We start from the raw sequence: 15,377 nt of genomic DNA, 5'->3' as shown, positions 1-15,377 counted from the left end.
TGATGCTATAAGCCACCGTCCCATCACCTAAACCATCGTCCACTCCGGTCACGGTGACGGTTTGGGGCGTGCTCCAATTCGCGTCCGTGAAAGTGAGTGAAGCGGGCGATACGGTTCCTTCGCTGGTGTCGTTGCTCGTGATGCCAAAGGTCACATCGGCCGTAGGTTGGCTCGTTAAAACGGCCGTATAAGTGGCGGTTCCTCCGTCTTCTGTCGTGTCTCCGCTGATGGTGCTCACGGTGATTCCGGCGGTGTCGTTATCCGTGTTGGTCACGCTCACATCGCTGGGATTCAAATTATTGTAGGTGCCATCGGCTGAAGTCGCGGCTGCGTTCACAATGCTGTAAGCAATGTCGCCATCGTCGATGAAGTCGTTCACACCGGTTGCGGTGACGGTTTGCGGGGTGCTCCAATTCGCGTCCGTGAAAGTGAGTGAGGAAGGTGAAACCGTTCCTTCGCTGGTGTCGTTGCTCGTGATTCCAAAGGTCACATCGGCGGAAGGTTGGCTCGTTAAAACGGCAGTGAACGTGGCTGTACCGCCAGCCTCGGTGGTGTTCCCACTGATCGCGCTGATGGTGAAGCCTGCGGTATCGTTGTCCGTGTTGGTGACGCTCACATCGCTGGGATTCAAATTGTTGTAAGTGCCATCCGCTGAAGTGGCGGCTGCGTTCACAATGCTGTAGGCAATGTCGCCATCGTCCACAAAGTCATTCACTCCGGTCACGGTGACGGTTTGAGGGGTGTTCCAGTTGCCATTTGTGAAGGTGAGCGAAGCGGGTGAAACGGTTCCTTCGGTCGTGTCGTTACTCGTGATTCCAAAGGTCACATCGGCCGTAGGTTGGCTGGTTAATACAGCTGTGAAGGTAGCGGTGCCGCCAGCCTCGGTGGTGTTCCCACTGATTGCGCTGATGGTGAAGCCGGGGGTTCCAATCGTCCAATTGGTGTTGTTGCCGGAACTCACACAGCCGGTGCTGCATGTGACGGTGGTTCCATTTTGATTGTTGTTGTCTTTCACATCCAAATATTCCACTGTCCTTGTACCCTGTGGATCGATAATGGCCTGAGTATCTGTAACGCTGCTGCGAATGGATAAAAGTTGAGAAGAAGCACCCGTCCACGTCAAAGTCCCTACAATGGTTTGGGTGGAGGAAGCGGCTAAAGTCAGCGTGGCTGCGCTGCTCACGGCCTTGGTCCAATTATTAAATGTCGTGGAGCCCGTCACGCTTTGGTTGGTTCCATCAAAAGTCACCGTTCCTGAGTTGTGAGTGAAGGTTCCGTTTTTTGTCCAGTTGCCGGCCACAGTCATAGTGCCGGAAGTGGCGGTCATGGCTCCGGCGGCCCCTATGCTCACGGCCCCATTGAAATCGAGGGTTTGGTTTGAGCCTGAAAAGGCTCCATCGGTCACGGTTAAATCTCCATCCACACGCAAGGTTCCTCCGGCCTGAAAGGTATCCGAATTACTGGCGGCGCTGTCGTTGATGGTGAGATGGTAATAATCAGGGGAGCCGAAATCTTTAATGGTGTGCGTGTCGGCCGAGCCTGTTCCGTTGCCTAAATATTCCCAAGTTCCAGAATTGGTGTCTTGTGTGAGACTGATCGTTTCACTTCCAATCAAGCGAACCGTTCCCAAATTGGAAAACGTTCCACCAATGGTGATGTTTAGATTGTTGAAGTCGAAAATCGTCCCACTTTGAAGGGTGAAGTCGTTGGCTCCATTGTTGAGTGCATTGGCTGAAAGACTCACGGCTGCGGTGGTGTTGCTGATGATGATATCAGAACCGATGGTGGATGAACCGGGGTTGAAAGTCTGCGCACTCGTCCCGTCTAATGTGAGAGTTCCTGTGTGAGTGAGGGTGCCTAAATTTTTAAAGGCCCCCGCCGCGTTGATGCTGTTTGCAGCGCTGTTCAAAGTACCCGAAATGATGATGTTTCCGTTCACATCTAAAGCTCCTCCAGGTTGATATGTGTCTCCACTATTCACCAAAAGTGTGCTCCCACTTTGCAGGGTGAGGGTGCCTCCAGCCACATCATAAAGGGAAGTGAGATCGTCGCTGGAAGTGCCGGGATCTGCATTGTTGGCCGTATCCAAGTGGGTGTTGGTGACGGCTGAGGCGGTTTCGGAACGTACGATCAAATGGCTTTGATAAATGTTGAGATCCGATATTGTTGCCGTATTGTCTAAAGTCACCGTGGCCCCGTTGGCTGTGTCGTCATCAATGTAGGCGGTGAGCACGGAGCCTTGAGTGAGATCGATGCTCGAAACAGAATAGGTTCCATCCCCTGAATTGAGTGTGTCGGTTCCCACCGAAACTCCGTCTAAAAGCAGGCGAATGGTCGCACCATCGGGCATGGGTGTGGTGCCTTCATCGGAATAGACTGTACCCGAAATGGTCCAGGTGGTTTTATCAAAATAGTGTATGTAAACTGCACCGCGATTGGCTCCACTGGAATCGTCCAAAGGACTTCCAACGAGCATATCGGTGACTCCATTCCCATCCAAATCTCCAATATTGGCTATACGCCTCCCATAGCTGTCTGAATTTGCGAGACTAGTGGGCCCATTGGTCGTGTCCCTATTGATTTCCACCGTACTGTCCACAGATCCATCCGTATTCATAAAATGAATGTGAACTGCTCCACGATCGGTGCCTGCGCCGTCATCCAATAGCGCGCCCACGGCAAGGTCTATCACGCCATCTCCATTCAAATCTCCCATAGAAGTCAATCCCGTGCCGTAACCATCATCGTCTGATAGAGTGGCTCCATTCACGGTGCTTTCATTGAGTTCCACCGTGCTGTCTACGGACCCATCGGTGTTCAAATAAAGAATATAGACAGCCCCTTCATCATCTGCATTAGTACCTACCGAGCTGTTGTAAGGAGCTCCTACCGCCAAATCTTCCACCCCATCCCCATCCAAATCACCCAAAGCAGCAACTCCATTTCCAAAAATATCTTGAGCGATCAAGTTCGTAGGACCATTCGTAGTGTTTTTATTGATTTCTACCGTACTGTCTACAGATCCATCCGTGTTCATGAAATGAATGTGTACCGCCCCTGCATTAGTGGCCCCTGCATCATCAAAAATAGCTCCTACTGCAAGGTCTTGCACTCCATCCCCGTTGAGATCACCGATATTGGTGATATCCCATCCATAGTTGTCTGAGCCGCTCAGGGTGGGCCCGCCAACAGTGGTATCATTGATTTCCACTGTACTATCTACAGAACCATCCGTGTTCATAAAATGGATGTGGATTGCTCCGGCAGCCGTAAAACCCGCATCGTCCTCTGGAGCTCCTACTGCAATATCTACGACTCCATCTCCATTCAAGTCCCCAATATTTGCGACTGTGCCCCCATAGTTGTCTGAGGCGCTTAGAGTGGGCCCATTCGCTGTTGTATCATTGATTTCCACCGTGCTATCTATAGAACCGTCCGTGTTCATAAAATGGATGTGAATTGCTCCGGCGTCACCGAAACCTGCATCGTCTTGATCTGCCCCCACCACTATGTCTTCCACTCCGTCTCCATTCAGGTCTCCAAGGCTTGCCACAGAACGCCCGTAGTTGTCTCCATTCGTGAGGGTGGGGCCATTCGCTGTAGCGTCGTTGACCTCTACCGTGCTTGAAAGAGCCCCGCTGGTGATGGAGGCGTAAGCCAAAATTGTGCTGAAAATACAGAGAAGGCGGCAGCAAGAAGGGATATGGCAAGCTGTTTTGGGTGTGGCATCAGTAGACAATCTAACCGATTTCTTGCATGCTTTGAAGTCAGTTTTTGCTCTTTAGAAAGATTTTACCTTGAAAAAAACAGCAGATTGTCGTCTAATTTTGAGCCTTTTCGCCGTAAGTGCCGCATGGGCGGCTGAACCTATTGCCGACTATCGAGCACGTCAAGCAGCCGAACGTGTGAGTGCAGCCGTTGAGCTGCGGGTGAAGGAGTGTATTGAACTCATAAAGCCCAATGCTTTTGAGTCTTTCGAACGCTGCTTTCCTGGAAGCAAGCTGCGGTATTCAACCGATGCCGGAGATTTGAGTGATATAGAAAATTGGATTGTGGCTTTCCACAGTCGTGGAGATACAGCCGGAAATATGTGCCATAGCTGGTCCCATCTGATCGAAACCGAGCCCTCCACAGCTCTTTTGTGCCCTGAGGGGGTTTGGCTCTATCCTGCGAAAGAGGGTAACTTTTGCACTCCTGTGGATGAGGCTTCTTATCCTGATGGAACTGAGTTTGTTTTTTTATATTCCAAACCATTGCGTTGGAATAAATGTGGAGGTGGTTTTGGGGGGGAGATGCAGCTTACAAAGATAGTTACCGCTATTATGAAGCGGCTTTGACTAAACTTATCCCAGAGTTAGCAGCTAAGAAGCTTATTCTTTTAGGTCACTCCATGGGTGGACATGTGCCGTTGGCTGCAATGGGTTCATCTCTTGTGGATTCCCTCGTTGTGAGTTCAGCATATAGATTTACTGATATAGCTCCTAAAAGCCCTAGCTCGCCTCTCATCACTTTATGCTATGGTGAAAAGGATACAAAGAACTCCAGATGGTACAATCGGACTATCGAGACAATTGAGTCGGCCCATCATAACTATACTGTTCACTGGGATCAGAGCGGACATGCAATTGATGAGGCACGCCAAAAGTGCATGGAAGGAACCATCCGTGGAGATATTTGGGACCAATGTAACCCTTAACCATGCTCATCAAAATCTGGAATAACACTTATGACTCCATGGAGGAACTGGTCTCTAGTATGTCTGCCCGTGCCCGAAGCTGGTCTGTGGACAACCCGGGGCAGTGGGCGCCGGCGGACCACTATAGGGATTACCCTGGTTCAAAAGAAAATGGCCACCTTGTTTTGGAAGCGGCGGTTTTGATGCTGAAAAGAGCCACTCATCCTGGGGAATTCCTCACCGCTATGCATTTAGGGGAAGGCCATATGGAGTATTACGAAGCTCTTTTGGATAGACTGGAAGGGCAAGGAGGCCCCATTCCTAAAGAGATCACCAAGGAGCTTGCTTTTTTTACCCTCAATGGCAGTTTGCGGGAAACTTTAATGAACAGTCTCCTTTGTGAAGCTGTTCATTCGAATCCGAAACTGCGCGCTCGAGCTAATGACTTGATTGAGAAACTCAAGTGAACTATTTCTTTTGGATCCAGACTTCTGCCATGGGATCTATGCTTGCCGCTTCTACATCGGCAATGGCTTGTAGCTTGTACTCGGATTTTTCTTGATCCAACATTGAACCTAAACCGCCCAGAGCTCCCAGCGCTCCCCCCTTGTCTTTCAATTGGTCATTCGTGGACTTCACCATTTCAAAAGGGAGTTTGAAATCGATTTTCTTTTCTTCCCCTTGTTTGATTTCAAACGCTTTGCCTACGTTTATTTCGCCCAAAGTGAAACGCTTTTTTTGTGCTTGACCGTTTTTTGCATTCTTAACGTAATCCTCAATCATTTTGACTGTGATTTTAGTGATTTTTTGATCACTTTTCCCGATGATTGTCACTGTTCCTTCAATGGATTTGTCTCCGGCGGAGAAGGTTTCTGGAGCTTCTAAAAGCACTTTTACCGTTCCTATTCCAAAGAACAATTTGATTTTAGCGAAGAATTTTTTGAGGGCGTTCATGAGAGTCAGTTTTAAGGTTGTGCTCAGGTTATACTTTCTTTTAGCTTGGTGCAAGCGTAGAGTGTTTACTATCGCAGTTTGTATTATATTTTATGCGTCTTATGCGTTCCAATCGAAATCTTTATTTTCTTCCTCATGTTTTGGCGGATGCTTTCCTAATGCTACCCAGTTTCGTTTCAGACACGGGTTGGCTGCTGGGCTTTGACCAAGCGAGGACTTTGACTTCTCACCCTGTTTTAACCTTGTATTTAGCCTACCTTCCGGCTTCTTTTAAGGTGTGGTGTTTGTGGTTTTTGGTCTATGCATTGAGTGTTTTCGCCCTTGTCCTTTTTCAAAAACGTGCGGAGCGAGTTTTGCCTTTTAAAGATCCCTATTTTTATTTGAGTTTTGGCTTGGGATTGCTTTTGATGCCCCTGCTCAGCTTGGCAATAGCCGTGGTTTTCGCTCTTTTTGCGGGCACTTGCTTAGTCCTATTGGAGCTTTTTGCATGGATTTTCTCTTCCTAAAATGCGCTCTATTTCTTTTTTGAAGCAGAAATTTCAGGTGGAAGTTTCATCTGACGCGGATGAATCGGTGTTGGCCGAAGTTTTTTCGCTGAGAGAATACGCTTGGATTGAGCCGGCACTCAAAACAGCAAAAACGGTAGTACTGGATATTGGTGCGCACAAGGGCTACTTCACACTTTATGTGCGAGCTCTCAATGCTGAGGTCCCATTGTGGGCTTACGAACCGGAGGAAGCGAATTTTTCGGCCCTTAAAAAACATCTGGCTATGAATAAAATCCACGGGGTAGTGGCTAAAAATGCGGCCGTGGCAGAGCACGAAGGAACTTTGTTTTTAAATGTGAGTGAAGATTCTCACAATCATTCCATAGTGGTGGCTCCGGGCACTTGTCGGCAAAAAAAAGTGAGTGCCACAACACTGGAGAAAATTGTGAATAAATTCAAAAAAGTGGAGGTGCTTAAAATGGACATCGAAGGCGCTGAATTTCAGATTTTTGAAACGGCCCCCGTTGCACTTTTTGATAAGCTTGAAACGGTTTTTTTGGAATATCACGAGTATGGCCCTTCCATGCAAGTAAAGCGTTTACAAACTCTTTTTGAGAGGCAAGGTTTCGGTGTCAAAAAAATCCCTTCCAAATACGATAAACGCATGGGATTTTTGTGGGCAAAACGCTGAAAGCTCTAGAGGCCTCTAGGTGTGTGAAAAATTCACTCCAGTGCTTGCATTGCTCAAAATTTCGATTTCTTTGGTGAAATCCAAATAAGTGGCTTTGAGCGTATCGATGCAATTTTTCACCGCCGTTTCACCTGCTTTTTCCACTTCACGGAAAAGGATTTTTCGCATGCGAATTGGGATTTTTTTCAAGGCTCTGGCATAGAATAAACTTTCTGTTTTTTTCTCAATGAGAGCCGCAAGCAAGACGGGAATGGGGCCTTCGTCTTCCAATTGCAAAAGCGTCAAAATAGCGACTTGCCGAATTTCGGAATCTTCATTTGAAATTTGTTTTTGCGCATAGCTTTTTTCCCAAGCAAATTGCAAAGCCCCGATCATGTTTAAAGACGCTAAAATATGATCTCGACTTGTGCCTGCCATGATTTGTATGAAGGACTTCATGAGCAAAGGTTTGAGCTCGGGGAATTGCCATAAAGAAATGACGGCTGCCGCTTGAGTGGTTGGTTTTTCATTTTCCAAATAAGGCCTCACATAGGGAATGATGCCGCGGTCATGAAAATACCTCATTGCAGCCAAGGCTTTGGTGCTGACGGCTTCGTTTTTGTCGCTGACAGCGTTGCGTAAAAAAGTGATCACATTGTCGGCATCAAAGTCACCCAAGCGTTCCAAAATAAGAATTTTGAGCTCGGTGTCTTCTTCTTCCAAAAAGATTTTTTCATAAGTTTCAATGAGGTTCAAACGCGTGAATGGCAAATGTTTTAATTTCTTATTCAAATGTTCAAAGGAATGAATGGTCTCCACAATGGAATATTGAATGCCGGCATCGTGATTTTTAAATAAATCCAAAAGACTGGGGATGACTTTCACATTGCCCATTTTGCCCAAGGCAAAAACCATTTTTCTAAGCGTTTCGGGGTCTAAGTTTCTCCATGAAATCAGTTTCATCATTTCTTGCACGCCCACCTCTCTGTAAGTTTCTTCCGCCAAATTTTCAATGGCTCCATGCACGTCTATTTTGTTGGTGCTGCCCAAATTGAGTAGCACTTGTTGAAGGTAGATTTTTTTTGTGTGCAGAATGAGCAGCACATTGATGAACAGCAGCGCACAAGCCAAGCCTATGATCCAAGCATTGCTCACCCATTCATTGAGCACAACGAGCCCCGTACCGGCCAAGAGCATGGCGAGCGAATCGGAATTGCCGCTGATGAAAGTGGCCACTCTGCTGCGAATGGCATGAGGTAAAGCGGTGTAAGCCGAGATGCTGGAACTGGTGAAAATAGAATAGCCTACAAGAGAAGTCATGCCTGCTGCCAAAAAGGCCATGGAGGGAATGGGCAACAAAAAGAGCGCTACGAATGTTGGTAAAACCAGGCTTGGAGACATGAGCAGTGTGTTGAGCACTCCCGCTTTTTTTAAAATTTTATCTTGAATGATGAGGGCCACCAAAAGAGTGACGCTGTTCACCATGCTGAGGAGTCCTAAAAAGTGCGAGTACTCAGCTTCAGAAAGCGTTTCTCCCACTATTTTTTGAAACTCAAAATCGCTGATCCACCAAACCACGTTGAAAATGGTCAAAATCAAGAGGAGCAATTTGGCCAGACGTGTTTTTTTGAAATCGTTGAATTCATCTTTTATGGACTCCCATTTTGACACTTGTTTTACTTCAGAATCGGGCTCAAATTGCTTGCTGTAGCGGTGTTCAATCCAAAATAAATTGAAGGCTGCTATCAAAAGGCTTATGCAGACCCACACAATGAGTTGAGCCACTCCGACTTTTTCTTCGAAAGTGTTGGAAATGAATCCGGCTAAAACCCCTCCAGCGCTGGCAGCCAAAGAGTAATATAAAAAAGTGCTTTTGGACTCGAATAAAGTGTTCAAAGTCCCTGCCACGCGCCACAAAGCGGTTCCTGCTAAAATGAGGTAGAAGGCATTGCTGACCACGAGGAAAAAAGTGTAAGACCAGGTCTTTTCATGGCTCATCCACAGGTAGTTTCCAAAAAACATCACGGCTCCAAAAATGGAAAGCCTGAGCAGGAGTTTTGCCAGGCTTATTTTCTTCATTTTTTCAGAAATCCAAAGAGTTAAAAGGGACCCTAAAATTGCCCCCATCACGTAGGTGTGAGGCAAATATTCGGTGCCTAAATGTTCCACAAAAAGCACTCTGCCGATGATGCCGGTTAGGGCACTTCCGAAGCAATACAAAACAAAGAGAGGTGCAAGCAGCAATACTTTTTTGATTTTTTCTTTTTGTTCTTGTGAACGCATTTTGGGCCTTTTCAATCTTGTCATTCTAGCATAAATCGCCTTAAAAATCCATTCTTTTAGAGAGGGTTAGGGGCTCGCTCCAATGCACTTTCCTTGCTCGTTTCTTTTCGCTAGGATACCCGCATGGATTGGTTCAGTATTTTTCTCACCGTCGCCGGGCTTTGCCTGTTTGAGACCATCAGCAGCATCGACAATGCCATCATCAATGCCGAGGTGCTTCACACCATGTCTCCTAAAGGCAGGCGTTGGTTTTTGTTTTGGGGCATTTTGATCGCCGTTTTCATGGTTCGCGGACTTTTACCTTGGGTGATTGTGTGGGCCACCGTCCGTTCACTCGGTTTCTGCGGCTCTTTGACCGCGACTTTCAGCAGCGACCCTGCCGTTATTGACGCCATTGAGCGCTCCGCCCCCATCCTTATGGCAGGAGGAGGAACTTTTTTGGTCTTTTTGTTTTTTCATTGGCTCTTTTTGGAAAAGAAAAATTATGGACTTAAAGGGGAACAATTCTTCTATGCTCAAGGTGTTTGGTTTTATGCGGTGGTTTCGATTTTGCTCAGTATGCTGGTTTGGTACGCTTTACAAGTCAATCCGCTGATGGCTTTTGGAGCAGTGATCGGGTCTACAGCGTTCTTCATTACGCATGGGTTCAAAGAAAATGCCGAAAAGGCAGAGGCTCAAATGCTGAGCAATAAAGGCGGGCTTTCTGACCTCAGCAAGATCATGTATTTGGAGGTGATTGATGCAACCTTCTCTATTGATGGAGTTTTAGGGGCTTTTGCCTTCACGCTGTCGGTGCCCTTGATTTTGCTCGGAAACGGGCTGGGAGCCATTGTGGTGCGTCAAATCACCGTGGGCAATGTGGAACGCATCAAACGCTATTTGTACATTAAAAATGGAGCCATGTACTCTGTTTTGGTGCTCGGTGCCGTGATGATTGGCCATGCTTTTGGACTGCATATTCCCGAATGGTTTTCCCCTGCAGTGACTTTTACGGTGGTCGGATTCTTTTATTGGAAGTCCCACCGATACATTAAAAGCGCTCCTGCCGCTTAGACACAAAAAAAAAGCGCCCTAATTGTCTCATAGTCATTTCAGCATCAGATAAGGGTTTAAGGTGGAAAAGGTTTCTCACGAAGCGTATTTCCAGTTTCTACGAGGGAACAGGAGATCTCTTTCGAGACCGGGACTCTCATAGTAACAATCTGTCTGATCCTTTTTCTCTCCAGACAAAATCCCGTTGGAAAGATGAGGTGATAGTGCCCCTAAATACTTTGGGAAGTGATAAAGAAGCAGGCTTACTATGGCTATGAAACTTAGGGCGCATTGGGCAACAAAGAAGGCGTGGGCGTCCCTCGGTGAGGAGGCAACGTCAGCAATCTTTGCGACCCGGTTGACGCTAAGTTTCAAGCGGGGTTGGGTGTTTAGACCCAGGCGGTTTTTCAATGAACATCGTGTTATTATAGCAGACTTTGCAAAGTTTTGCAAATGGCTTTCTCTTTCTTTTTTTGTTAGATTGGAGTCATGGAAAATGTAGCTCATTTCACGTCCACCCATGTACTCCTGGGAGTTCAGGGCCATTGGTATTTTTTGGGCTTGAATATTTTCGATAAAAATAAGATTGAAACTCTTAATTTCGTTCATCCGGATCGGCTTGAGCAAATGCAAAAAACGCTGTTTTCCAGGGCTCAGCTTCAAATGGAAGTGGCATGGAATCCTACTTTTAAGGAAGAAGTTCATCAAAAAGTGCATGCCGATGCCTCTGCTTACCTCCCCTTTTTGCAGGAAGGACGTTTGGCTTTGATCAGTGGCAGCAGTAGCGATACGCTTTTTGAATTGGGGCAGCAGCCTGAAGAAGCCGTGTACACCCTTGCCTCTTGGATGGAGGCGGGCAAAGCGGGTCCTTACCTTCGTTTTCGATGACATCTTATTTAAAAACAGCCATTCAAGACCTTTATGAAGTGTTTTCTGCTTACCCGAAGGGGCTGGATATTCAAGAGGAGTGGGATCGTTTTGCGTACAAAGCCATGACGACATGGGGTGGTGTGGCGGATTTCAAGCATCACTTGCCCATGTTGTTTGAAAAAATGGCGACAGGGGCCTTGGGCGCGGATGCCTTTATTGTGCTTGGAAAGTTGGATTATGCGCAGTGGAAAACTTGGCCTGAAAAAGAGCAGGCCGCAATCCAAAACTTTTTAGTGGCGTGGAATCGGGCAAGTCTGGAGGAAGATCCTTTTTTTGATGATTGGCAATTTTATGCAATCGTAAAGAAGGTGGAGGATTTGAAACTTTTACTGCAACCCTGGGCACAGGAGTGGACTCCTTTGAAATTACAAAAATTGACTGATTTTGTGTGGGGTTCATATTATTGGAAAAAGGAATTCACCCCTGAACAACAGGCAGCAATAGTGAAATGGCTTAAAGCTCAGTTGCCGGCCTTGGAAGCTGCCTTTTTTGCGTTTGAAAAAAAGGATGCTGCGCTTGCACAAGCGCTTTCTGTAAGCTGCCAAATCATTGGGGCTTTGTGAGGTGTTCAGTCGAGACCTAGGACTGGTAGTCGACGTTTGTGGTTTTTGCCTCCTTCCAAAAGTGGTTGAAGATGTTGTCACGGAAAAATTGAGCAATGTCTTTATTTTCGATGACCGTGCAGCTGATTTTATTTTCTTTTAGGGATTCAATGGCAACAGTGTTATCCCATACATAAAAACCAGCTTCAGAGCTGCGATTCTGTGGTAAGAGTCTTAAATCAATTTTGTATTCTTCTTTTTTTGCGTCGAGTTTTTTTGCGAAAGGACAGGCTGCATAAATAATCCGAGAAGGAATGTCTCGTATTGCTTTTTTGGAAAAATAATTTTCGTAGTCCTCTTCCCCAAGCATTTCGGAAAAAATAGCTGTATTACTAAAAACAATGATTTCACTTTTAGCCCCTAAGCTTTCCTCTAGCATTTTTTTAAATCCTTCTGCCCCTTCATATAGCTTCACCACCGTGATTTCATGTTTTATCGTAGGAATAGAGTTGAGCAACTTAGAAATGTACCCCACATCGACTTCCAAAGATTTTAACTCGTTATGCCGTTGCCCAATCATCTTTAATAAGATGTCTGGATTTTCAGCTGCAATGAAACGTTTTTTCCCTTTTCTTACTTCAAATAGGAATCCCTTTTCAATCAACTGCTGCACAGAATAATAGACGCTGATACGATTTTGCTTAAGCTTACGTGAAAGCTCCTGAACCGACGTGGTTCCTGACGTCAAAACTTCAAGGTAAGTAAGACTTTCATTCTTATTGCAAGCAAAATGCTTCAGGAAGCTTACAATGCGGAGTTGATCGGAGTCGGAAATCATGGTGGGTATTCTAGTCTATAAAGATAAAATGTAGAAACATTTTCCCAACAAATATTTGGGCTTTTTATGAGGTTTGTGAGTGGAATTTATTTTTTATTTCGCTAGATTATTCGTTTCTGAAATGGAAGAGCGGTACAGTTGAATCACTTTATAAAGTTCGGGATAGGCACCCAAAGAAATTGTCGATCGATAATTTGCAGAGAAAATCTGTCATTACTTTTAATATCTAAATTATAAACTTATGAACTACGACAATACTAATAAAGACAACACTAAAGAAAGAACTCCGGACAAGCAGCCCCAAGATCCAAAAGATCAAAAGCAAAACGATCAAGGCCCTCACCATAAAGACGGTGATAAAAAGGAAGAGGGTAATGAAAAGAAAGAGGGTTCTTCCCCAGTTGGCACACAGCCAGAGCAGAAGAAAACCTAGTTTGTTTGCTTGGCATTTCTAAACGTTTAGAAATGCCAAGCAGTTGAGGAAATATCGGAGGCTATTTTAAAACAAGACGGTGGGAAATAAGATTCATGTTAAAATCTATTGACATATTTTGAAATAGGTATTAAATATAGTCATCAATAATCTCCGTCATATGAAAATGATTAAACAGTTCCTTGCTCAGAGCCTTCTGTTCAGTCTTTTGGTGACCGCCTCCCCTTCTGCTTTTGCAACAATGGTGGCTTCTGGCGCTCCAGATTTCACTGTTGAGAATGTTTCCGATGTGTTCACCACTACAGGTTACACTCTCAGTGTGGATGTTTTGAACCAAGGAGACACCGATGCCACACTGAACACTTCCACAGAGGTGTTAGTTGGACTCTATGTGAATGCCATTCTCTCAGATTCCAGTTCCATTGCTATTACAGAACCCAACCCTTTCGTAGTCGGTGAAACGGAGACCGTGGAACTGTCCCTTGCTATGGTTGACAGTACAAGTGCCTTGCAAATTTGTGTGGATTACGATGACCAGTGGGATGAATTGGATGAGAATAATAACTGTACCAATGTGGGTGGACTCACAACGCCTGAACTGCCTACTTCAGATGGTGGAGATGGTCAAGACGGTGACGACACCGATGATATAGACTTGGGTGGAGACGGTATTTCTGGTGCGGAAGGGGGTGAGATCGGCACGGGTGACCTTCCGGTTGATGGGGAAGATTTTAATTCCCCTACTGAGGATGAAGAAGAATCAGATGGCACTATTGATAGTGGAACTGGGGAAGGCAGTCTTCCTGACTTTGTAGCAGATAATATGAATCTTACTGGAAACGCGCTTTCTTTGGAGGTGAGCAATATCGGTACTCCTTACATGGATATGCTTGCAATTCCATTGAGCATTTATGTGGATGGTGCTTTGGATCATGTGGAATACATCAGTGGTACTAGCTTTGTGACTACTGCTGTGAGCACTCTCAACTACACGCTCAACACTGTGCCCACTTCCACCGTTTCTGTTTATATCGATGAAACTGATTTTGTCTCTGAGGTGGATGACGTGTTCAATAATCAAGACGTTTATCTTATTACCGAGACAGAAACCAGCGCGCTTCCTGACTTTGTTACCAGCAACTTGAATCTTGTTGGAAACGCGCTTTCTTTGGATGTGAGTAATATCGGTGCTCCTTACCTGGCTATGACTCCGATTATATTGAATATTTATGTAGATGGCACTTTGGATCATGTTGAATTCATCAATGGTACCAGTTTTATGACTACAGCTGTGAGCACTCTCAACTACACGCTCAACACTGTGCCCACTTCCACCGTTTCTGTTTATATCGATGAAACTGATTTTGTCTCTGAGGTGGATGATGTGATCAACAATCAAGATGTTTATCTTATTACCGAGAACAATACCGAGACAGAAACCAGCGCGCTTCCTGACTTTGTTGTCAGCAACTTGAATCTTGTTGGAAACGCGCTTTCTTTGGATGTGAATAATGTGGGTGCTACCTACGATGTTATCAATCCAGTTTTCTTAACTATTTATGTGGATGGTGTCCTAGACCAGATGGCCTTCGTCGCTGCCAGTCAGGTTAGAGACAGCGCTGTGAGCACTCTCAACTACACGCTCAACACTGTGCCCACTTCCACCGTTTCTGTTTATATCGATGAAACTGATTTTGTCTCTGAGGTGGATGATGTGATCAACAATCAAGCCAGCTATTCTCTTGAAGAGGGTGAATTGGTGGACGAGGATGATTCTGGTTCAACCGGTACGAATGGAACTGGCACGGGTTCCGATGGCACTGGCACCGGTTCCGATGAAGAAGACTTGGTAGATGAAGGCGGTTCCACTACAACCCCAACTGACAGTACTGAAGACACTTCCAATGACAGCGATGACATCAGTGATGAAAGTTCAAATGGTAATGGTTCCGGCACTCCTGCACCAGGAAATGGCAGTAATGGGGGTGGCAGCCGAGGGAACGGTGGAGGATCTTCTTCTGTTATTAGGCCATTTGATCTTGGGGGGGGTGATGATGGAGATGTAGAACTTTCTAGCGATGAAGATGCTGCTTGTGAAACCACATTTGAAGACATTTCAGATTCTCATGCTTATGCAGAAATCTGTGCCTTGTACCATATGGGAGTGATCCATGGATATGCATTCAACTTGATCACATTCGGACCTGAAAATGCGTTGCGTTACTATGAAGCTGCAAAAATGCTCGCTCGCACCTTGGGACTTGCTACCGAAGATGCACAAAACTACAGTGGTGAGGACTATGTGAGACTCATGCAAGAAGCAGGCCTGATGGGAGAGGTAGTGGATGCCAATGCTTACATGACGGCTGCAGAATTTAAGAATATCTTCAGCAATTATGGTGTGGACAGTTCTGACTACGCCCTTCAAGGAGATTCCGTCAAACGTGAAGATGCTGCAAATATGATTTACGACTTGCTGGTGAACGGATAGTTTCAGGGGATGAAACTTCCTCAAGCAAAAAATCCCTGTGT

General features: G+C 45.8%; 12 protein-coding genes and 3 pseudogenes. 9 read left to right on the top strand and 6 right to left on the bottom strand.

Annotated features, from left to right (window positions below):
• Positions 1-3,040 precede the first annotated feature (3,040 nt).
• The 3 pseudogenes from IPG41_06465 to IPG41_06455 form a co-directional block, all read right to left on the bottom strand.
• A pseudogene (locus IPG41_06465) lies at positions 3,041-3,241 on the bottom strand (FG-GAP repeat protein).
• A 3-nt stretch (positions 3,242-3,244) separates the two neighbouring features.
• Positions 3,245-3,445: pseudogene (locus IPG41_06460) on the bottom strand (FG-GAP repeat protein).
• Positions 3,446-3,448: 3 nt separating this feature from the next.
• Positions 3,449-3,739, bottom strand: a pseudogene (locus IPG41_06455) (FG-GAP repeat protein).
• Between the two features lie 58 nt (positions 3,740-3,797).
• Here IPG41_06455 and IPG41_06450 point away from each other — a divergent pair.
• Both IPG41_06450 and IPG41_06445 read left to right on the top strand, forming a co-directional pair.
• On the top strand, positions 3,798-4,337 hold the full coding sequence (locus IPG41_06450; protein ID QQR54796.1) for a hypothetical protein: 540 nt from the start codon (positions 3,798-3,800) through the stop codon (positions 4,335-4,337).
• A gap of 361 nt (positions 4,338-4,698) precedes the next feature.
• Positions 4,699-5,142, top strand: a complete 444-nt coding sequence (locus IPG41_06445; protein QQR54795.1) for a hypothetical protein — start codon at positions 4,699-4,701, stop codon at positions 5,140-5,142.
• 1 nt (position 5,143) lies between these two features.
• On the opposite strand, the gene IPG41_06440 is transcribed toward IPG41_06445, so the two are convergent.
• A complete protein-coding gene (locus IPG41_06440) occupies positions 5,144-5,629 on the bottom strand; it encodes a sporulation protein (protein ID QQR54794.1) in 486 nt (161 codons plus the stop codon).
• Positions 5,630-5,730: 101 nt separating this feature from the next.
• On the opposite strand from IPG41_06440, the gene IPG41_06435 reads away from it, so the two are divergent.
• On the top strand, positions 5,731-6,135 hold the full coding sequence (locus IPG41_06435) for a hypothetical protein (GenBank protein ID QQR54793.1): 405 nt from the start codon (positions 5,731-5,733) through the stop codon (positions 6,133-6,135).
• Between the two features lies 1 nt (position 6,136).
• The gene (locus IPG41_06430) at positions 6,137-6,808 is read left to right on the top strand and encodes an FkbM family methyltransferase (GenBank protein ID QQR54792.1); all 672 of its coding nucleotides are present in this window, start codon (positions 6,137-6,139) and stop codon (positions 6,806-6,808) included.
• Between the two features lie 15 nt (positions 6,809-6,823).
• On the opposite strand, the gene IPG41_06425 is transcribed toward IPG41_06430, so the two are convergent.
• Entirely contained in the window at positions 6,824-9,070 is a 2,247-nt protein-coding gene (locus IPG41_06425) for a hypothetical protein (protein ID QQR54791.1), read from the bottom strand.
• Positions 9,071-9,193: 123 nt separating this feature from the next.
• Between IPG41_06425 and IPG41_06420 the strand changes: the two genes are divergently transcribed.
• The 3 genes from IPG41_06420 to IPG41_06410 all read left to right on the top strand — a co-directional run bounded on the left by IPG41_06420 (position 9,194) and on the right by IPG41_06410 (position 11,595).
• Positions 9,194-10,123, top strand: a complete 930-nt coding sequence (locus IPG41_06420; protein ID QQR54790.1) for a DUF475 domain-containing protein — start codon at positions 9,194-9,196, stop codon at positions 10,121-10,123.
• 468 nt (positions 10,124-10,591) lie between these two features.
• Complete coding sequence (locus IPG41_06415; protein ID QQR54789.1) at positions 10,592-10,990, top strand: hypothetical protein; 399 nt, start codon at positions 10,592-10,594, stop codon at positions 10,988-10,990.
• Entirely contained in the window at positions 10,987-11,595 is a 609-nt protein-coding gene (locus IPG41_06410) for a hypothetical protein (GenBank protein ID QQR54788.1), read from the top strand. The genes IPG41_06415 and IPG41_06410 overlap by 4 nt, the downstream gene beginning before the upstream one ends.
• Before the next feature lie 16 nt (positions 11,596-11,611).
• Here the strand turns inward: IPG41_06410 and IPG41_06405 are convergent, their stop codons facing one another.
• The gene (locus tag IPG41_06405; protein ID QQR54787.1) at positions 11,612-12,412 is read right to left on the bottom strand and encodes a hypothetical protein; all 801 of its coding nucleotides are present in this window, start codon (positions 12,410-12,412) and stop codon (positions 11,612-11,614) included.
• 241 nt (positions 12,413-12,653) lie between these two features.
• Here IPG41_06405 and IPG41_06400 point away from each other — a divergent pair, with 241 nt between their 5' ends.
• A complete protein-coding gene (locus IPG41_06400; GenBank protein ID QQR54786.1) occupies positions 12,654-12,845 on the top strand; it encodes a hypothetical protein in 192 nt (63 codons plus the stop codon).
• Between the two features lie 160 nt (positions 12,846-13,005).
• Positions 13,006-15,336, top strand: coding sequence for an S-layer homology domain-containing protein (locus IPG41_06395; protein QQR54785.1), 2,331 nt, complete (start codon positions 13,006-13,008; stop codon positions 15,334-15,336).
• The last annotated feature ends 41 nt before the right edge of the window (positions 15,337-15,377 follow it).

It is taken from the genome of Candidatus Peregrinibacteria bacterium (assembly GCA_016699145.1).
Classification (GTDB): domain Bacteria; phylum Patescibacteriota; class Gracilibacteria; order UBA1369; family 2-02-FULL-48-14.
This window is presented reverse-complemented; position numbering and strand designations above follow the sequence as displayed.